The organism is Tardiphaga sp., from assembly GCF_028290495.1.
Taxonomy (GTDB): domain Bacteria; phylum Pseudomonadota; class Alphaproteobacteria; order Rhizobiales; family Xanthobacteraceae; genus Tardiphaga.
The window spans coordinates 19,603-37,269 of the sequence record NZ_JAQGJT010000059.1; the positions used below are offsets into that span (position 1 = coordinate 19,603).

17 protein-coding genes and 1 pseudogene are annotated in these 17,667 nt (G+C 64.2%); 4 read left to right on the forward strand and 14 right to left on the reverse strand.

Annotation, left to right across the window (positions count from 1 at the left end; genetic code table 11):
- Window positions 1-251: 251 nt before the first annotated feature.
- From JWQ24_RS11315 to JWQ24_RS11340, 6 genes are all read right to left on the reverse strand, one after another.
- The gene (locus tag JWQ24_RS11315) at window positions 252-572 is read right to left on the reverse strand and encodes a septum formation initiator family protein (protein WP_299807658.1); all 321 of its coding nucleotides are present in this window, start codon (window positions 570-572) and stop codon (window positions 252-254) included.
- Window positions 573-638: 66 nt separating this feature from the next.
- Entirely contained in the window at window positions 639-1,193 is a 555-nt protein-coding gene (locus JWQ24_RS11320) for an NAD(P)H-dependent oxidoreductase (RefSeq protein WP_299807660.1), read from the reverse strand.
- Window positions 1,194-1,371: 178 nt separating this feature from the next.
- Window positions 1,372-2,616, reverse strand: coding sequence for an MFS transporter (locus tag JWQ24_RS11325; RefSeq protein ID WP_299807662.1), 1,245 nt, complete (start codon window positions 2,614-2,616; stop codon window positions 1,372-1,374).
- Window positions 2,613-3,755 (reverse strand): zinc-binding dehydrogenase, encoded by a 1,143-nt coding sequence (locus JWQ24_RS11330; RefSeq protein WP_299807664.1) that lies wholly within the window; start codon window positions 3,753-3,755, stop codon window positions 2,613-2,615. The genes JWQ24_RS11325 and JWQ24_RS11330 overlap by 4 nt, the downstream gene beginning before the upstream one ends.
- Before the next feature lie 32 nt (window positions 3,756-3,787).
- Window positions 3,788-4,375, reverse strand: a complete 588-nt coding sequence (locus tag JWQ24_RS11335) for a protein-S-isoprenylcysteine O-methyltransferase (RefSeq protein WP_299807666.1) — start codon at window positions 4,373-4,375, stop codon at window positions 3,788-3,790.
- An 18-nt stretch (window positions 4,376-4,393) separates the two neighbouring features.
- A complete protein-coding gene (locus tag JWQ24_RS11340; RefSeq protein ID WP_299807669.1) occupies window positions 4,394-5,599 on the reverse strand; it encodes a hypothetical protein in 1,206 nt (401 codons plus the stop codon).
- A 289-nt stretch (window positions 5,600-5,888) separates the two neighbouring features.
- Between JWQ24_RS11340 and JWQ24_RS11345 the strand changes: the two genes are divergently transcribed.
- Window positions 5,889-6,569, forward strand: coding sequence for a thioesterase domain-containing protein (locus JWQ24_RS11345; protein WP_299807671.1), 681 nt, complete (start codon window positions 5,889-5,891; stop codon window positions 6,567-6,569).
- A 166-nt stretch (window positions 6,570-6,735) separates the two neighbouring features.
- Here JWQ24_RS11345 and eno read toward each other — a convergent pair whose 3' ends face one another.
- Entirely contained in the window at window positions 6,736-8,019 is a 1,284-nt protein-coding gene (eno, locus tag JWQ24_RS11350; RefSeq protein WP_299807672.1) for a phosphopyruvate hydratase, read from the reverse strand.
- A gap of 127 nt (window positions 8,020-8,146) precedes the next feature.
- Here eno and queF point away from each other — a divergent pair, with 127 nt between their 5' ends.
- Window positions 8,147-8,635, forward strand: coding sequence for a preQ(1) synthase (gene queF / locus JWQ24_RS11355; protein WP_299807674.1), 489 nt, complete (start codon window positions 8,147-8,149; stop codon window positions 8,633-8,635).
- Window positions 8,636-8,749: 114 nt separating this feature from the next.
- On the opposite strand, the gene JWQ24_RS11360 is transcribed toward queF, so the two are convergent.
- The 3 genes from JWQ24_RS11360 to JWQ24_RS11370 all read right to left on the reverse strand — a co-directional run bounded on the left by JWQ24_RS11360 (window position 8,750) and on the right by JWQ24_RS11370 (window position 11,843).
- Window positions 8,750-9,250: a GNAT family N-acetyltransferase gene (locus tag JWQ24_RS11360; protein ID WP_299807676.1), complete on the reverse strand. Its 501-nt coding sequence runs from the start codon at window positions 9,248-9,250 to the stop codon at window positions 8,750-8,752.
- 100 nt (window positions 9,251-9,350) lie between these two features.
- On the reverse strand, window positions 9,351-10,559 hold the full coding sequence (locus tag JWQ24_RS11365) for an FAD-dependent monooxygenase (protein WP_299807678.1): 1,209 nt from the start codon (window positions 10,557-10,559) through the stop codon (window positions 9,351-9,353).
- A 36-nt stretch (window positions 10,560-10,595) separates the two neighbouring features.
- On the reverse strand, window positions 10,596-11,843 hold the full coding sequence (locus JWQ24_RS11370) for an MFS transporter (protein ID WP_299807680.1): 1,248 nt from the start codon (window positions 11,841-11,843) through the stop codon (window positions 10,596-10,598).
- Between the two features lie 121 nt (window positions 11,844-11,964).
- On the opposite strand from JWQ24_RS11370, the gene JWQ24_RS11375 reads away from it, so the two are divergent.
- Window positions 11,965-12,891 carry a LysR family transcriptional regulator gene (locus JWQ24_RS11375; protein ID WP_299807682.1) on the forward strand — a complete coding sequence of 309 codons (927 nt, stop codon included), beginning with the start codon at window positions 11,965-11,967 and terminating at the stop codon, window positions 12,889-12,891.
- A 44-nt stretch (window positions 12,892-12,935) separates the two neighbouring features.
- On the opposite strand, the gene JWQ24_RS11380 is transcribed toward JWQ24_RS11375, so the two are convergent.
- From JWQ24_RS11380 to JWQ24_RS11390, 3 genes are all read right to left on the reverse strand, one after another.
- Window positions 12,936-14,144 (reverse strand): MFS transporter, encoded by a 1,209-nt coding sequence (locus tag JWQ24_RS11380; RefSeq protein ID WP_299807684.1) that lies wholly within the window; start codon window positions 14,142-14,144, stop codon window positions 12,936-12,938.
- Window position 14,145: 1 nt separating this feature from the next.
- A complete protein-coding gene (gene kdsA, locus JWQ24_RS11385; RefSeq protein ID WP_299807686.1) occupies window positions 14,146-15,021 on the reverse strand; it encodes a 3-deoxy-8-phosphooctulonate synthase in 876 nt (291 codons plus the stop codon).
- Between the two features lie 72 nt (window positions 15,022-15,093).
- Window positions 15,094-15,420, reverse strand: a complete 327-nt coding sequence (locus JWQ24_RS11390) for an NIPSNAP family protein (RefSeq protein WP_299807688.1) — start codon at window positions 15,418-15,420, stop codon at window positions 15,094-15,096.
- Window positions 15,421-15,692: 272 nt separating this feature from the next.
- Between JWQ24_RS11390 and JWQ24_RS11395 the strand changes: the two are divergent.
- A pseudogene (locus JWQ24_RS11395) lies at window positions 15,693-15,941 on the forward strand (BrnA antitoxin family protein).
- Window positions 15,942-15,953: 12 nt separating this feature from the next.
- On the opposite strand, the gene JWQ24_RS11400 reads toward JWQ24_RS11395, so the two are convergent.
- Complete coding sequence (locus tag JWQ24_RS11400) at window positions 15,954-17,585, reverse strand: CTP synthase (protein ID WP_299807690.1); 1,632 nt, start codon at window positions 17,583-17,585, stop codon at window positions 15,954-15,956.
- Between the last annotated feature and the right edge of the window lie 82 nt (window positions 17,586-17,667).

Sequence of the window (17,667 nt, forward strand, 5' to 3'; positions counted from 1 at the left end):
TGAAAGGGATTGCGCCCCACGGAAAGCGACAGCTGCCATGTTCAAGCCCTACAAATTGATATCGCACTGCAACAAGCGCAACTTTCGAAAGCGAATGGAAGGCGTTTTGAAATTTGCGGAAATGCAGCTGCGACAACTTCGCCGCGTGCGGAGCAAGGCTAGCCCGATCGACCGGCGAGTCTGGATTACTTTGTCGCAAAGGCTCCTCGCCTATACGACGCGGCGGTCCATTCGCTGACGAAAGCGGCGTCTCAGTTCTGCTGCTTGATGACTTTGACGAGATCGCGCGGGTGGGCGTAATCGAGCTGGAAACGAGCGCGCTCGTCGAGCATGTCGGGATCGAGGCCGCTGGAGCGCAGCGCCGAGACGCGCTGCTCGCCTTCGGCGCGCTCCTGCTTCAGCCGCACCAGCTCCGAGGTCAGTGCGACGATTTCCTGGTCGAGTTCCTGTCGAGCCGTGAGGCCGTATTTGCCGGTATAGGCATTGACGCCGAAATAGCCGATCATCATCGCCGCCAGCGCATAGAGCGCGAGCCCGGTGAGCAGGGATTTCAGGCGGGTGTGCTTGACCATCCCAGAACATGCGACGACCCGGTTAAGGCGAGCCTAACAACCGGGCCGAAGCGATGGCTGAAAAGCCTATTTCTTCTGCTTTTCGACCCAGGCGGCGAAGGCGTCGATGTAAGCCTGCAGCACCGGACGGATCGATTCCTTGATGATCGCGCCGTTCTCGTCGAACGCGTCGCCTATGCCGTTCAGGTAAATTTCCGGCTGCTGCATGATCGGACCGCTGATGCCCGGCAGGATCTGCTTCAGGCCCATCGCGGCCGCGACGCCGCCGAGCGGGCCCGGCGAGCTGGAGATGATTCCGGCCGGCTTGCCGAGGAACGAGCTCTTGCCATAGGGCCGCGACGCCACGTCGATGGCGTTCTTCAGTACGCCCGAAATCGCACGGTTATATTCCGGGGTCACGAACAGCACCGCGTCGGACGCCTGGATGGTCTCGCGCAGTTTCAGCCAGTCGGCCGGCGGCGTGGCTTCGAGGTCCTGGTTGAAGAACGAGATACCTTCCAGCGTCACGATGTTCAGCTTCAACGAAGCCGGCGCCAGCGTGCTGAGCGCCTTGGCGATGCGGAGCGAGAACGACTGCTTGCGCAGGCTGCCGACGATGACGGCAACAGAATAGGTGGTCATGAAAATTCCTTCGGTGGAGGCGCAACGCGCGGGATAGACGCCGCCAGCTGTCCCGCATCCCGCAACACGATGCAAGTGCATGGATGCACCGCCAATCGGCGCTGGGGCGAAAAGCGCGAAACCCCGCGGCCTGGATAACAACCGACCAAAACTTCTTCCAGTGCGAGGATAGAGCGCCCTACTCCAGCCGCTCCAGATTGCGCAGCGTCGGAAACAGCTTCATCCAGAGCAGCGCCACCGCGACCGTCCCGAGACCGCCCAGCAGCGCCGCGGGCATGGTGCCGAACAAAGCCGCGGTCAGGCCGCTTTCGAACTGGCCTAGCTGGTTGGAGGCGTTGATGAACAGGTAGTTCACCGCGCCGACCCGACCACGCATCTCGTCCGGAGTGGACAACTGCACCAGCGACACTCGGATCACCACGCTGATCGTATCGGCCGCGCCCATCACCGCGAGCGCGATCAGCGACAGCCACACAAGCTCCGACACCGCGAACACGGATGTCGCGAGGCCGAAGACGATGACCGCTTGGAACATCCGCATGCCGACCCGGCGCTTGATCGAGGTGCGCGCCAGCACGACCGTCATCAGCAGCGCGCCGACAGCGGGTGCGGCGCGCAGGAGGCCAAGGCCCCACGGGCCAGTCTGCAGGATATCGCGGGCGTAGATCGGCAGCAGCGCGGTGGCGCCGCCGAGCAGCACCGCGAACAGATCGAGCGAGATGGTGCCGAAGATCGCCGGATTGCGGCGCACGAAGCCGACGCCGGCAAACAGAGCGCCGAAGCTCGGCGGCTCCTTCGTGATGATCTGGCGCTCCAAGAGGATCGCACCGTTGAGCAATCCGCCGATCACCCAGAAACCGGCCATCAGCGCATAGGGCACGCCGGGCGACAGTGCGAAAGCGACACCACCCAGAGCCGGGCCGCCGATCGTCGCCAGTTGATAGATGCCGGTGGTCAGCGCCGTGGCCTTCTGCATGGTGCCTTCGGGCGCCACGCCGGGCAGCAGCGCCGCACCGGCCGGGCTCTCGAACGCGGTCGCCGCGCCGAACACGGCAACGGCGGCGAAGATTTCCGGCACGGTGATCCAGCCGGCGAAGCTGCCCCAAGCCAGATAGGCCGCGGCCAGCCCCTGCGCGATCTGGCAAATCTGCACGACCCGGCGGCGATCATAGCGATCCGCGGCGTGGCCGCCGGCAAAAACCAGCAGCAGCATCGGCAGGAACTGGACCAGCCCGACCATGCCGAGCTGAAACGCGCTGCCGGTCAGGTCATAGATCTGCCAGCCCACCGCGACCGCGGCGATCTGCGAGGAGAACCGCGAGAAGCTGCGCGACGCCACATAGAACATGAACGGCGGATGGCGCAGCAGCACGCTGGAGCCATCCGACACGATCGAAGAAATAGGAGGAGTAGCGGAGGTCATCCCGCCTTGTTCGGATTGATCAGGAACTTGGCGCCGGTGGCTCGCTTGGCATAGGCGTGCAGGTTGTCGATCTGCAGCACTTCCTGCAGCGAGATCACCTTGCTGTAGTGGCTGGCGAAGGTGGTCTTCAGCTCGCTGGCGACGCGCGCGCGTAGCCGCGCCGCGTCAACCTGGCCGATCTTCTGCAGGAACGGAAACAGCAGCCAGCCGCCCATGCCCCAGGCCATGCCGAAGGTCGGCGAGAACTCGATCGGCTTCGACTCCAGACGGCCGTAGACATAGACTTGCTTGTGGGTGGTCGAACCGTAGCGGCTGTATTCCTTCATCGCCTTGACGGCCATCACCTCCATTGCGGTCAGGATCTGGCCCTGCAGCTTGCCGCCACCGGTGGCGTCGAAGGCCAGCGTCGCGCCGGTGGCGACCAATGCCGCGACGAGATCGTCCATGAAGGTCGGCGACGCCGAATTGCAGATATATTTGGCGCCGAGGTCGCGCAGCAGCGCGACCTGTTCCTCGCTGCGCACGATGTTGACGAGATCGATGCCGTCCTTGAGGCAGATCTTGTTGAGCATCTGACCGAGATTCGAGGCCGCCGCGGTATGGATCAGCGCGGTGTGGCCCTCGCGGCGCATGGTCTCGACCATGCCGAGCGATGTCAGCGGATTGACGAAGCAGGATGCGCCTTCGGCCGCCGTGGTGCCGTCCGGCAGCGGCAGGCAGGCGGCGACCTTCATGGTGCGATACTGCGCGTACATCGCGCCGCCGATCATGGCCACCATCTTGCCCAGCAGCGCCTGCGCCTCGGGCGAAGCGCCCGCTTTGACAACGACGCCAGCGCCTTCATTGCCGACCGGCATCGATTCATCGAGCCGGCCGCCCATTGCCTTCATCGCGGTGGCCGGCACGGTCGCCTTCACCACCGGGGCGGCAGCGGTGCCGGAAGCTTTGGCGGTGGCGGGATCGGCGGCCCCGAGCAGCAGGCCGAGGTCGGAGGGATTGATCGGCGAGGCTTCGACGCGCACCACGACCTCGTCGGGACCGGGCTCCGGCAGCGTTACCGGCAGCAGCGACAATTCGAGTTCGCCGGCCGAGGTGATCAATGAACGCAGCTGCAGTCCGGTGGTGCCTTCGACGCCCATGGAAGTCTCCCCTTAATCTTTTCTGACCGGCGCTAGTAAATGCCCGGGATGATACGTTTTGTCTCTCGCATATAGGTACGATAATCCTCGCCGAAAGCCTCGGTGAGCATGCGTTCCTCGAAATCGATCCGGGTGAAGAACAGGATCGCGATCGCCACCAGCCCGCTCAACGCGGCAAAGGCGTTCGGCAGCAGGAACGCCTGCGCCAGCGCCCACAGCCAGAACGAGGCATACATCGGATGCCGTATCCGGCGATAGACGCCGCCGCGTACGATCTGATGGCTTTCGCGGATTTCGAGGCTCGCCGACCACTGCCGTCCCAGATCCTTGTGCGAGCGTCGAAACAGCCACAGCGACGCCAGGTAGACCACCGCACCGATCACCACCGCTGCATAGTTCAGATCATAGTCCAGCGCGCCCGGCCAGCCGGTGGCGAGCCACACCGCCGGCAGCACGACCAGCCCGATCGCCGCCACCGTCAGCAGGATGCGCTCGCGGCTCCAGCCGTGAACGCGCACCGTCGCGGTGCGGCGAGCTTTCCGCGCATAGGGAAAGCGGATCACGAACCAGGCGACGACGCCGATGGCCCAAATATAAATTCCGAGATGTGAAGCAGTCATGTGTTTCCGTTCAGGCCTTCAGGCGGCATGGACGGGTGCCCCGGCCGCCACTTTCTCTACGCCGGGCGCGAGCGGCACGTGATCGAACAGCAGCGCACCGTCCGCCCCGAAGCGGCCGACGCCGCCGTCCGGCGCGGTGATTTCGTCGAACGGCAGCGGGCCGCAGATCACCATGCAGTAGTCGTATTGCGAGCGCTGATCGTTGCCCATCACCATCTGGTAGTGCATCCGCATGAAATTGAAACGGTGCCGCTTGAACGATGCCGGACTCATCATCGTATGCATCTGCACGCGACGGATGTTCGGGCGTCCGTTGCCGCGCTCATGGCCGACGCGCTTCAGCGTGACGGGGTCGAAGCGGTAGAAGCTGATCGCGTCGTCACGGGCGTGGTACTCCGCCCAGCGGATGTCGCTGGCCGCCGCAACGTCCTGCGTCGCCGTGCGGACGCGGGCGCCGGCCGGATGCAGCGCGAATTTCGGAATCGTCGCGCCGACCGTGAGCACGCAGATCGTCGGGCCGTGCCGCGCCAGGTCGGGATCGAGTTTCAGCGCGCGCGAGACCGTTTCCATCACCAGCGCTGCACCGAGGCAATGGCCGACGATCACGATCTCCTCGGCATCGTTGGCGCGGGCGCGGGCGACCAGCACCTTGGCGAACTCATCGACGCGCGCATCCATCAGCGGCCGCTGGCCATAGACGTACTGTCGCGAAAAGATCCAGTCGTCGAACACATGGTTGATCGGCTTCTTCCAGCCGAGCCAGCGCAGCATGCCCGCGAATACCGCCAGCGTGATCACCGCACCAGCAATCCACGCCCCTGCCCCGTGCAGGCCGGCCAGCCGCGTCACACCGAAGCCGAGGCCGGCGCCAACAAGCGCAAAGCCCGTCACCCACAAATAGGGAAACAGGAAAAAGCCGGCATATTTCCAGCTCGACTTGATGAAGCGAAACAGCGTGCCGGTGATGATCCAGTCGATCAACGTCATCATCGACGCCGCCAGCCGTGACACCGGGTGCCGCAAATGGTCCGCGAGGATCAGGTCGTCCCAGCGCAGCATCTCGTAGCGCGTCTCGGTCGACCAGTTCGGGCCGGAACTGTGCGCCGACCACGACGAACTCACCTCGGTCGATTCGGGCACGCCCGGCGCCTGCGCGGAAACGCCCCAAGTCTTGGCAAAGCTCGACAGCGACCGCCGCAACCGCGCCAGTTGAGTCTCAGGCACAATCGGATCGTAACCGCCGATGTGGAAGACATGTCGACGACCGACCATAGCGCGCAAATTCCCAGTTACCGCAAGCGCCGAGATTAACTCGCCCTGTTTAGCAAATTCCAAGGCCATAACAAACCGGCCTCGGTCAAAACCGCGATACCGCGTGGCTGTCGCACGCGAGTCACATGCGAAGGTTTAATAGCGCCGGATTATCACAAAGCGCAGATTGCAGTACCGCGATGATTGACGGCCCTGCATGATGTCTGAACATGTCGGCGACTTTTTCAAATGAGAGTTCGTCATGCTACCTGCCCGTTCCCGTACCAGCTTGTTCCAAAGTTCCATTTCCGGCGCATTGTTGATGCTGTTCACGCTGCTGGCTTCGGTTGCCGGCAGCCATGACGCCAATGCCGCTCCCGCGCGTCGAGCGGGGCACGTTTACCTGATGCGCGGCATCTTCAACGTGTTTTCGCTCGGCATGGATCAGATCGCCTATAAGTTGCAGGATACCGGAATTGCCACCACGGTGGCCAATCATACGTCTTGGCGCGGACTGGCCGACGACATGATCACAAACTACCGTTCGGGCAATCGCGAGCCGATCATCCTGATGGGTCACTCGGCCGGCGCCGATGCCACGATCTCGATCGCGCGCAGGCTGCAGCAGGGCGGCGTACCGGTGGCGCTGATCGTCAACTTCGATCCGGTGAGCCCCGACCCCGTGCCACCGAACGTGAAGCAGGTCGTGAACTACTATGTGCCGGCCGGCTGGGGCGCCGCGGTTACCGCCGACAAGCAGTTCAAGGGCAAACTCGCCAACGTCAACGAAAACGCCACCACCAACCATTTCTCGATCGACAAGGATGACGGTCTGCAGCGCCAGGCTATCGCGCGCGTGCTGGCTGTAACAGGCGGCAACGCTCGCCGCGGGCCGGCGAAGAAGAATGCCGCGCAGCAAATATCGGCCGTGCCCGCGCAATAACAATCTCGATCATTACGAGTAACTTTTGCAACGCTGTCGTTCCGGGATGTGCTTCAGGCGGCGAAGCCGTTGAAGCATAGACCCGGAATCCAGAGTTGTTCATGCCATCTCGATGTTCCGGGTTCGCTCGCAGCTATCGCTGCTCGCGCCCGGAACGACAGCCGTTTTACGCCAGCGCCTTCAGCGCCGCTTTGCCGGCGTATTTCGCCTGCGTGCCCAGCTCCTGCTCGATGCGCAGCAGCTGGTTGTACTTGGCGGTGCGATCGGCACGCGCCAGCGAACCGGTCTTGATCTGCCCGCAATTCGTCGCCACCGCGAGATCGGCAATCGTCGAATCCTCGGTCTCGCCGGAGCGATGCGACATCACCGCAGTGTAGCCGGCCTTGTAAGCCATCTCGACCGCGGACAGCGTCTCGGTCAGCGTGCCGATCTGGTTGACCTTGATCAGGATCGAATTGGCGCGACCGTTCTTGATGCCGTCGGCCAGCCGCGTGACGTTGGTGACGAACAGATCGTCGCCAACCAGCTGGCACTTGCTGCCGATCAGATCGGTGAGCTGCTTCCAGCCGTCCATGTCGTCTTCCGACATGCCGTCCTCGATCGAGACGATCGGATAGGCCGACACGAGCGACGCTAGATACCTGGCCTGCTCGGAGATGCTGCGGGTCTTGTTCTCGCCGCCATAAACATAGGCGCCGTCCTTGAAGAACTCGGTGGCAGCGCAGTCCATCGCCAGCATGACGTCCTTGCCGGCGGAATAGCCGGCCTTGTTGATCGCAGCCATCACGAAATCAAGCGCGGCCTCGGCCGAGCCGATGTTCGGGGCGAAGCCGCCCTCGTCGCCGACATTGGTATTGTGGCCGGCCTTTTTCAGTTCGCCCTTGAGTGTGTGGAAGATCTCCGCGCCACAGCGCAGCGCCTCGGAAAACGATGACGCGCCGACCGGCATGATCATGAATTCCTGGAAGTCGATCGGATTGTCGGCATGCATGCCGCCGTTGATGATGTTCATCATCGGCACCGGCAGGGTGCGCGCCGAGGTGCCGCCAACATAGCGGTACAGCGGCATGTCGAAGGAATCTGCGGCGGCCTTGGCGAGCGCCAGCGAGACGCCGAGGATGGCGTTGGCGCCGAGCCGGCTCTTGTTGGCGGTGCCGTCGAGACCAATCATGATCTCGTCGATCTGGATCTGCTGCTCGGCATCCATGCCGCCGATCGCATCAAAGATCTCGCCGTTGACGGCCTCGACCGCCTTCAGCACACCCTTGCCGAGATAGCGGGCCTTGTCGCCATCGCGCAGCTCGACTGCCTCATGGGCGCCGGTGGAAGCGCCGGACGGCACCGCGGCGCGGCCCATTGAGCCATCTTCCAGGATAACGTCGACTTCGACCGTGGGATTGCCGCGGCTGTCGAGGATTTCGCGGCCGATGATGTCGACGATGGCAGTCATGAGAGCCCTCTTGGTGTTGAGTGGGTTGGCTGCCGCAGCTTCTACAGCATGGCCCCCGGCGGGAAAACCCCGCGCGAGGTGACGAGGGCCCGGAGATTGGGTAAGAACCACCGCAACGGAGACCTCAATGTCGAAAACGCCCCGCAAATCACCTAAATCCGCGCCCCTGCCCCCGGACCTGCAGCTCGGCCGCGCCGTGGAATGGCCGACCTCGCCCGAGACCGCCCAGATCGACCGGGTACCGAATCCGCAGGCCGACACCAATTATCTGGTGCGCTTCACGGCGCCAGAATTCACGTCGCTGTGCCCGATGACCGGCCAGCCGGACTTCGCGCATCTGATGATCGATTACGTGCCCGGCCAGTGGCTGCTTGAATCGAAGTCGCTGAAGCTTTACGTCGCCTCGTTCCGCAACCACGGCGCCTTCCACGAGGATTGCACCGTCTCGATCGGCAAACGCATCGCCGCCGAGATCAAGCCGAAATGGCTGCGCATTGGCGGCTACTGGTACCCGCGCGGCGGCATCCCGATCGACGTGTTCTGGCAGACCGGCCGCCTGCCCAAGGGCATGTGGGTTCCGGAACAGGGCGTCGCGCCCTACCGGGGCCGGGGTTAGCCCTTTTGCAGGATGGGTTGAGCATCTTCGCGAAACCCGTCCTGCGCACGATTGTTCCGGACCGGATTCAGCGCATGCACTCTCGCGGGCGGGGACGAGGCTGCCGCCGCTTCGTCAGGCCAAATCGCTCATCATCACGATCGAGACCTGTGCAAAGCCGTTGCGTGCGAAGAAATGATGCGCGTCGTGATTGTCCTTGCCGCTCTCGAGGAAGCACCGTTTGACGCCGTGCGCCCTGGCCTGCCCGAAAATCCAGTCGAGAAAGTTCTGTCCGACCTGCCTACCACGCAATTTGCTGTCGACGACAATGTCCTCCAGCACCACGAACGGAATTCGCGCCGTGAGCTCCCAGCTCACGATCGCAACGGCGACGATGTCTGAGCCAAGAAAGCCGCAGGCAACGCGTGCGCCGGAATTCCTGTCGCGCGGCACCAGCCCGGCGATTTCCTCGCGCAGCACGACTGCGAGATCAGGCGCCCATTCCGACGGCGACAGGGCCCGCCCCGACTGCAATTCCGAATGCGAGATGTAGGACGGGCCGACCTCGGCGGCGAACATCCGTGCCGCGTCATCGATGCGCGTCTCGTCGTCGAGCCAGTCAAAACGGATATCCAAGGCTTCCTCCGTCCTGCGACTCGCGCGGCGCCGGCCCATGCCGGCCGACTCTCATACAGGACAGTGGAGCTGTTCGCGAAACCCGTCCGGCGAAGCCGCTTCAGGCGGCCGGTACCTGGTTCTCGCGCAGGCCCGCGACCACCGCGTTATCGACATCGTAATCGTAAAGCGATTTGCGGAATGCCGCCGAACTGGCGATCTCGCGATCGCGCTGCTCGAGACTGGCATATTTCGAATCGTAGCGCAGTCCGTTCTGCCGCGCTTCGGCCTGGATCATGTCGGTGCGGACGCGGCGGAACGCTTCGTATTGCTGCAGCAGACGAACCACGTCGCCGGAGCCGCGGCCCTCGAGGAACCTGGCCAGCGCCACGCCGTCCTCCATCGCCTGGTTGGCGCCCTGGCCGAGATGCGGCAACATCGGATGCGCCGCGTCGCCGAGCAGCACGAGGCGTCCGCTGGTCCATGTCGGCAGCGGCTTGCGATCGTACAATCCCCACCAGAAGCAGCTCTCCACCTTGCCGAGCAGTTCGGTCACGCGGGGATCCCAGCCGGCGAACGAGGCCGCGAGTTCATCGCGGTCCCCGGCCGCCGACCACGATTCGACGGTTTCGCTCTTGGTCGGCACGAAGCCGACATAATTGAGCAACTGCCCACCGCGCACCGGAAACACCATGAAGTGCTTGCCGTCGCCCATCCACACCTGATGCGCCTCGTCACGCCACTGCGGAAGCTTGTCGCGGGAGATCAGGCCGCGATAGGCGCGTGACCCCGAATATTCCGGCGGCTGCGGATCGACCACATGCTTCTGCAAGGTGGAGTGAATGCCGTCCGCCGCGATGACGACGTCGGCTTCGAACACCTCGCCATTGGCGAAGCTCAGCCGCGCCGCATCGTCGCGCTGCGCGAAGCCGGTGCAGCGATGCCCGGTGCGGATCGCGTCGGGCGGCAGCGCCGCCGCGAGCGCATTCAGCAGGTCCGCGCGGTGCATGCCGTACATGCCGTTCCAGCCGCTGGAGTCGGTGGTGAGGATCGACCCGACGACGGTGCCGTCCATGCGGTAGTATTGCGACCCCGGCCCCACCCTGGCGCCGACATTTGCAAGGGCGTCGCGAAACCCCATTCGCTCCAGTTGCCGCAGGCTGTTCGGATAGACGAACACGCCGGCGCCGACTTCGCCTAGCCGTTCGGCCTGTTCGAACACCGTGACGTCGATGCCGCGGAAACGCAGCGAGTTCGCGGCGGCGAGACCGCCGATGCCGCCGCCGACGACGGCGGCGCGAAGCGGTCTGGATTTGGCAATCTGGTTCATAGGGTTCTCGTCAGTCGGTGAGCAGCAAGGTGTCGATCAGCGGGTGCGCGGCGGATAGCGGTAGGCGCCAAGCGAGGCGACAAGCACCACCGCGACCATCAGCGCGACGCCAAGACCGATCAGGCCGGCGGCGTAGGTGTGATAGAGGTCGTAGGCATGGGCCATCAGCCAGGGGCCGAGCCCCGAACCGAGCGTGAAGAAGGCCAGCACGCATCCATAGATCAGGCCGTAATGCTTCATGCCGAAGTAGCGTCCGGTCAGATAGGCCATGATGTCGCCCTCGGCGCCGATCCCCAGCCCGAGCAGCACCGCCGCCACGATGGCCATCGGTCCGATCGCGCCGAACCCGAGAATGCCCATACCGACCAGCGGGATGAGGAAGAAGAACGACGCCACCAGGGGACCCTGGTAGCGATCCAGCGCGAAGCCCGACAGCATGCGCCCGATGATCAGCGACAATCCCGATGCAGCGACCGCGGTGGTGGCGACGCCTGCCGAGATGCCGCGATCCGACAGCACCGGCACGATGTGCGCGATGGTGCCGTTGATCGCGGCGGCTGCCAGCATCATGGCGACGGACGCAAACCAGAACCGGTAGCCACTGATCGCCTCGCGCAGCGTCAGGCCGTCGGTGAGGACGGCTTCCGCCGCCCTGTCGCGCACCGGCCGGTCCCTGACGAACAGCGCCACCGCGGTGAAGCCGACCACGAACAGCAATGCGCCAAGGGCAAAGTAGGCCTCGCGCCAGCCATAGTTCGCCACGAAATAATGGGTGTACTTCGGCACCGTTGCGGCACCGATGCCGATGCCGGCCAGCGTGATGCCAAGCGCCAGGCCGCGCCGCGCATCGAACCAGGTGGAGACGGCGCGGGCATAGATCAGCGTCGAGTGGCCGGCGCCAAACAGTCCCAGAAAGCCGTACAGCACAATGAACGCCGTGAGATTGTTGCCGAGCAGACCAGCATAGGCCGTGGTCGCCGCGAAAAGTGCGATCGCCGGCAGCGCGATCCGCTTGACGCCGAACCGGTCCACCAGCATGCCGACGAACGGCATCATCACCGCGCCGGTGATATGCGAGACCACCACCGCCGTGGCCAGCGACCCGCGCGGCCAGCCGAACTCGGCGCTGATCGGCTGCAGCAGGACGCCGAACGTGAACAGGATGATCGGGCCGTTGCCCACAATCAGCGCCAGCGTCGAGCCGAACACCACGAGCCAGCCGGCGGAAGCACGCTCCTGATAGGCGGGTGTGGCGAGATGGTCCTCAACGGTCGAGCTTGTCATTTATCCTCCCAGTGCGCCTTTTTTGATCGGCGCTGGCGGCACGATAGGACGGGAGTATTTATTTGACAATTCAGCTTCGATTAATAAAGTAATATGAAATTCATATGAATGACGGACCCACATGAGCGTGACCTTCCGACAGTTGAGCGCGCTCCTGGCCGTCGCCGAAACCCGCAACTTCACGCGGGCCGCCGAACGGCTGCGCATGGCGCAACCGATGGTCTCCGGGCTTGTTCGCGAACTGGAAACCGAGCTCGGCTTTCGGCTGTTCGACCGTTCGACGCGCCGCGTCGAGCTGACCGAGGCAGCAACCGAATTCCTGCACGACGCCAGCCGCTTGATCGCCGATATGGAAGGCGCCGTCGGCCGCGCGCGCGACGTGGCAACGCGCCGTCGCGGCCGCATCACCGTCGGCGCGCCGCCGCTGCTCGCCGCGGGACTTCTACCACAAGTGATCGCCGAGTTTGCGAGGTCGTCGCCCGGCGTGTCGGTGACGGTGATCGATCGCTCGGTGTCGGTGATCTACCAGTTGCTGCGCGACGGCGAGATCGATCTCGCCGTCGGCACCTTTCGCCACAACGAGGACGGCATCGCGCGCATTCCGCTGGTCAGCTATCTGTTTGCCCTGCTCTGCCGTTCCGATCACCCGCTCGCAGGCAACGCGAGGCCACGCTGGAGCGACCTTGCCGGCGTTCCCCTCGTGGCGCTGCGTCGCGGCAACGGCATTCGCGAGCAACTCGAACGCGGTTATGCCGCGGCAGGACTGGACGCCGAACCGGCGTTCGAACTCGACCAGTTGACGACGATCATGGCCATGGTCGAGGCCGGCTTCGGCATCACCGTGCTTCCGCTCTACGCCATCAACGTGCTCGCCACGTCATCGCTGGTCGCGCGCCCGCTCGCCGACCCGCCGGTGACGCGCCAGATCGAGGTGGCGCATCGCGACGACCGTTCGCTGTCGCCGGGCGCGCAGGATTTCGTTCGCCTGCTGCGGACCGGCGCATTGAAGCTGCAGTCGCAAAGCGACGGCCTGCTCGGCGAGGCGTAACCGACCTGCCCGCAGCGGAACGGATCGGGGCAGCCCTCCGCCCGCTAGGCTGCCGCCGTCACCGACCGGATCGGCTTCAGCCATCTCGCGCAGGCAAAGCCCAGAGCGAAGATGATCGCCGCGCTGGTTAGCAGCGTCGGCAGTTTGCCGAGGTGCAGGATACCGAAGCCGTAGGCGATCGGTCCGACGGTCTGTCCGATGAAGAAGCAGCACGCGTGCAGCGACATCGCGCTGGCGCGGGCTTCCTCGGATAGTTCGCTGGAAAACACCTGCAACGAGCCGTGGATCATGTAGAAGCCCCAGCCCATGAACAGCAGGCTGACCGCCTGGACCTGCCAGGGCGGGCCGAAAGCGACGACCACGAGCTGGATCGCGATAACGATGCCACCCGAGATCATCATGCCGTTAACACCGAGCCGCGGCAGCATTTGCGGGACCGAGGCCGTGTAAAACAATCCGCCGACGGCGAAGCATGCCAGCACCAGCCCGGCGATCGACAGGCTGGTAACGCCGAGGTCGAACAGAAACGAAGCGACAAACGGAAACAGCCCGAGAATGCAGCAGCCCTCGATGAACACCGCGCCGTAGACGAAGCGCGTATTGGGGTGGCGGAAGATGCTGCGATAGCCGCTGCGCAGCACCGCGAGATCGACCTTGCCCGGCGGCTTCGGCAGCGTGGCCTTCTTGAAGCCGATCGACACGGCCGCCGAAGCCAGGATCGCCAGCGTGCCCAACACCGCCAGCACGCCGCGCCAGCCGAACATATCGCCAATCAGGCCGGACACGGTGGCGCCGAGCAGATTGCCGGTCATCGAGCCCGCCAGCACGCGGCTGATCGCCACCTGCCGCTTGAGCGGGCCGACGAGATCGGCGGTCAGGCTGAGCGTCACCGGGAATACCCCACCGGTGCCGATGCCGGCGAGCACGCGGGTGACCAGCAGCATCGGATAGGAAGTCGTCATGGCGCCAAGGATATTGGCGACGCCGAGCAGCACCAGGCAGGCCACCATCAGCCGCGCCTTGCCGAACATGTCGGCGGCGGCGCCGAGCGCCGGCTGCGTGATGGCAAAGGTGAAAGCCAGCGCCGACGACAGACCGGCGGCGATAGCGATGGTCACCGCCAGTTCGTCGGCGACGTGCGGTAACACCGGATCGAGCGCCCGCATCGACAGGGCGGCGGCGAAGGACGCCAGCGCGATGATGTTGAGAACCGGCGGCAGTCGCCCGCCGGCTTCGCTACTGGTCTCGGTCACATCAAACCGGCCGGGCTTTGGTCGTCGCCTTGGTCGTCTCTTTGGCGAGCGCGTCGAACGCCATCAGGTTGCGGATCAGCGCCTCGAAATCGCGCAGCGGCACCATGTTGGGGCCGTCGGACGGTGCATGGTCGGGATCGGGATGGGTCTCGATAAACACGCCGGCGACGCCGACCGCGACCGCAGCACGCGCCAACACCGGAACGAATTCGCGCTCGCCGCCGGACGACGTGCCCTTGCCGCCGGGCTGCTGCACCGAATGGGTGGCGTCGAAAATGACTGGCGCGCCGGTGGTGCGCGCCAAAATCGGCAAGGCGCGCATGTCGGACACCAGCGTGTTGTAGCCGAACGAGGCGCCGCGCTCGGTGACCAGCACCTGGTCGTTGCCGCCGCTCGTGAGCTTCGACACGACATTGGTCATGTCCCACGGCGCCAGGAATTGGCCCTTCTTGACGTTGACGACCTTTCCAGTAGCGGCCGCCGCCAGCAGCAGGTCGGTCTGCCGGCACAGGAATGCCGGAATCTGCAGCACGTCCACTGCTTCCGCCGCGCGGGCGCACTGCTCGATCTCGTGGACGTCGGTCAGCACCGGCAGGCCAAAGGTCTCGCGGATCTCGGCAAAGATGGGCAGCGCCTGATCGAGGCCGATACCGCGCGCGGCCGACGCGCTAGTGCGGTTGGCCTTGTCGAATGAGGTCTTGTAAACGAGGCCGATATTAAGCCGCGTCGCGATCTCCTTCAGCGCACTCGCCACTTCCAGCGCATGCGCCCTGCTTTCCAGCTGGCACGGCCCCGCGATGATCGACAGCGGCAGCGCATTGCCGAATTGCACGGAGCCAGCGGAAACGACCGCGGCGGCTGAGGTGATGGCGTTCAAGAGGTCTTCCTTTGTCGATGGCGACGGCTGCCGGATGGAGGGCGCGGGCTCACCCCATCCGGCGATGGCTGGTTACTTCAGCGCCGAGAAGGCGGTTGGCGCCAGCAACTGGCTGACGATGTTGCCGACGATCTGGCCGCTCTCCTCGGTCTTGGCGCGTGCCGAAATCCAGTCCGGATCGGACTGGAACGCATTCCACTTCGTCTCTCGCTCGGCCATCGATTCCCAAGCCAGAAAGTAAGTCAGTTCCTGGTTGGATTCGCCGATCAGCGTGGTGAAGAAGCCAGCCTGCTTGATGCCATGCTTGTCCCACAGTTTCAGCGTGACGTTCTGGAAACGATTCAACAATGCCGGCAGGCGGCCGGGCAGACAGCGATAGACGCGCATTTCGTAGATCATCGGTTTCCTCCGGTTTTGTGCAGGCGTTATAGCCGAGGGTTTTGGAACTGTCTTGCCGCTAACGCCTCATGGCCCTCTGCGTGGCTTGGCCAACGACCCATCAAATCGTATATACGATAAATGCGGGATTTTGGTCCGGCCAAGGAAGCGATCCATCTGGAGAAGCATCAGATCTCGCTGGCGCTGGGTCGATCTCACCGTTCGCGACATCATCGCCGGGTGATGCCAAGCGATCAACCTTGGGCGCGCGCGCGAAAGGGAGATGAGATGTCATGTCCCGTAAATTGAAACAGCCGGTGTTCGAAGACGACCACCCGGAGTGGACCGAGCAGGATTTTGCCAAAGCAAGATCGCCTACCGAGTTCAAAGCGAGACGCGGCCCGTAAAAAGCGCCGACCAAGGTTGCCGTGTCGATCCGGCTCAGCCCCGATGTGGTCGCGCACTTCAAGGCCAAGGGTCCGGGCTGGCAGTCGCGCATCGACGACGCCTTGCGCAAGATCGCGAAACTGAGAGCGAGCTAAGCGAGCCCTGCCCTACACCAGCCGGCTTTGCGCCGCCGCCGCCTTGATGAACGAGGCGAACAGCGGGTGCGGCTCGAACGGACGCGATTTCAGTTCGGGATGGTACTGCACGCCGATGAACCACGGATGGTTCTCGTATTCGACGATCTCCGGCAGCACGCCGTCCGGCGACATCCCGGAGAAACGCAGACCGTGCTGCTCGAGACGGTCCTTGTAGGCGGTGTTGACCTCGTAGCGGTGGCGGTGGCGCTCGGAGATTTCCAGCGCGCCGCCATAGACTTCCGAGACCTTGCTGCCGGCACGCAAGGCGGCCGGATAAGCGCCGAGCCGCATGGTGCCACCGAGATCACCGGCATTGTGGCGCTTCTCAAGCTCGTTGCCGCGCAACCACTCGGTCATCAGCCCCACCACCGGCTCGGTGGTCTCGCCGAATTCCGTGGAGTTGGCGTCCTTGATGCCGGCGAGGTTTCGCGCTGCTTCAATGACGGCCATCTGCATGCCAAAGCAGATGCCGAAATACGGCACCTTGCGCTCCCGCGCGAACCGCGCCGCGCGAATCTTGCCTTCGGCACCGCGCTGGCCGAAGCCGCCGGGCACCATAATGCCGTTGACGTGTTCGAGGAACGGCGCCGGATCCTCGTTCTCGAACACTTCGCTCTCGATCCAGTCGAGATTGACCTTCACCTTGTTGGCGATGCCGCCATGCGACAGCGCCTCGGTCAGCGACTTGTAGGCGTCCTTCATGCCGGTGTACTTGCCGACGATGGCGATGGTCACCGCACCCTCGGGATTACGCACGCGCTCGTTGATGTTATGCCAGCTCTGCAGCGCCAGCGGCCCCTTCGGCGTCAGGCCGAACGCGGCCAGCACTTCGTCGTCGAGGCCGGCGTCGTGATAGGCCTCGGGCACGGCGTAGATGTTGTCGACGTCGCGCGCCTCGATCACGGCGGTTTCACGGACGTTGCAGAACAGACCGAGCTTGCGGCGCTCTTCCTTGGGTATCTCGCGGTCGCAGCGGCACAGCAGAATGTCGGGCTGGATGCCGATCGAACGCAATTCCTTGACCGAATGCTGGGTCGGCTTGGTTTTCAATTCGCCGGCGCTCGGGATGAACGGCAGCAGCGTCAGATGCACGTAGATGCACTGGCCGCGCGGCAAGTCGTTCTTGATCTGGCGGATCGCCTCGAAGAACGGCAGGCCCTCGATGTCGCCGACGGTGCCCCCAATCTCGACCAGCACGAAATCGTACTCGTCATTGCTGTCGAGCACGAAATCCTTGATGGCGTTGGTGACGTGCGGGATCACCTGGATGGTGGCCCCAAGATAGTCGCCGCGCCGCTCCTTGGTCAGGATGTCCTGGTAAATTCGGCCGGTCGTGATGTTGTCGGCCTTGGTGGCCGGACGCCCAGTGAAGCGCTCGTAATGGCCGAGATCGAGATCGGTCTCGGCACCATCGTCGGTCACGAACACTTCGCCGTGCTGGTACGGCGACATCGTTCCGGGATCGAGGTTGAGGTAGGGGTCGAGCTTGCGAAGACGGACCTTGTAGCCCCGCGCCTGCAGCAGGGCACCGAGCGCCGCTGAAGCCAGACCTTTGCCGAGCGAGGAGACCACGCCGCCGGTGATGAATATGTACCGCGCCATGGGGTTCAACCTTTAAGGCCCGCAAACCGATTCGCAAAAGCGAATCGCAGCCGTCCGCCAAATTCGGGACAGCCTGTGGGTG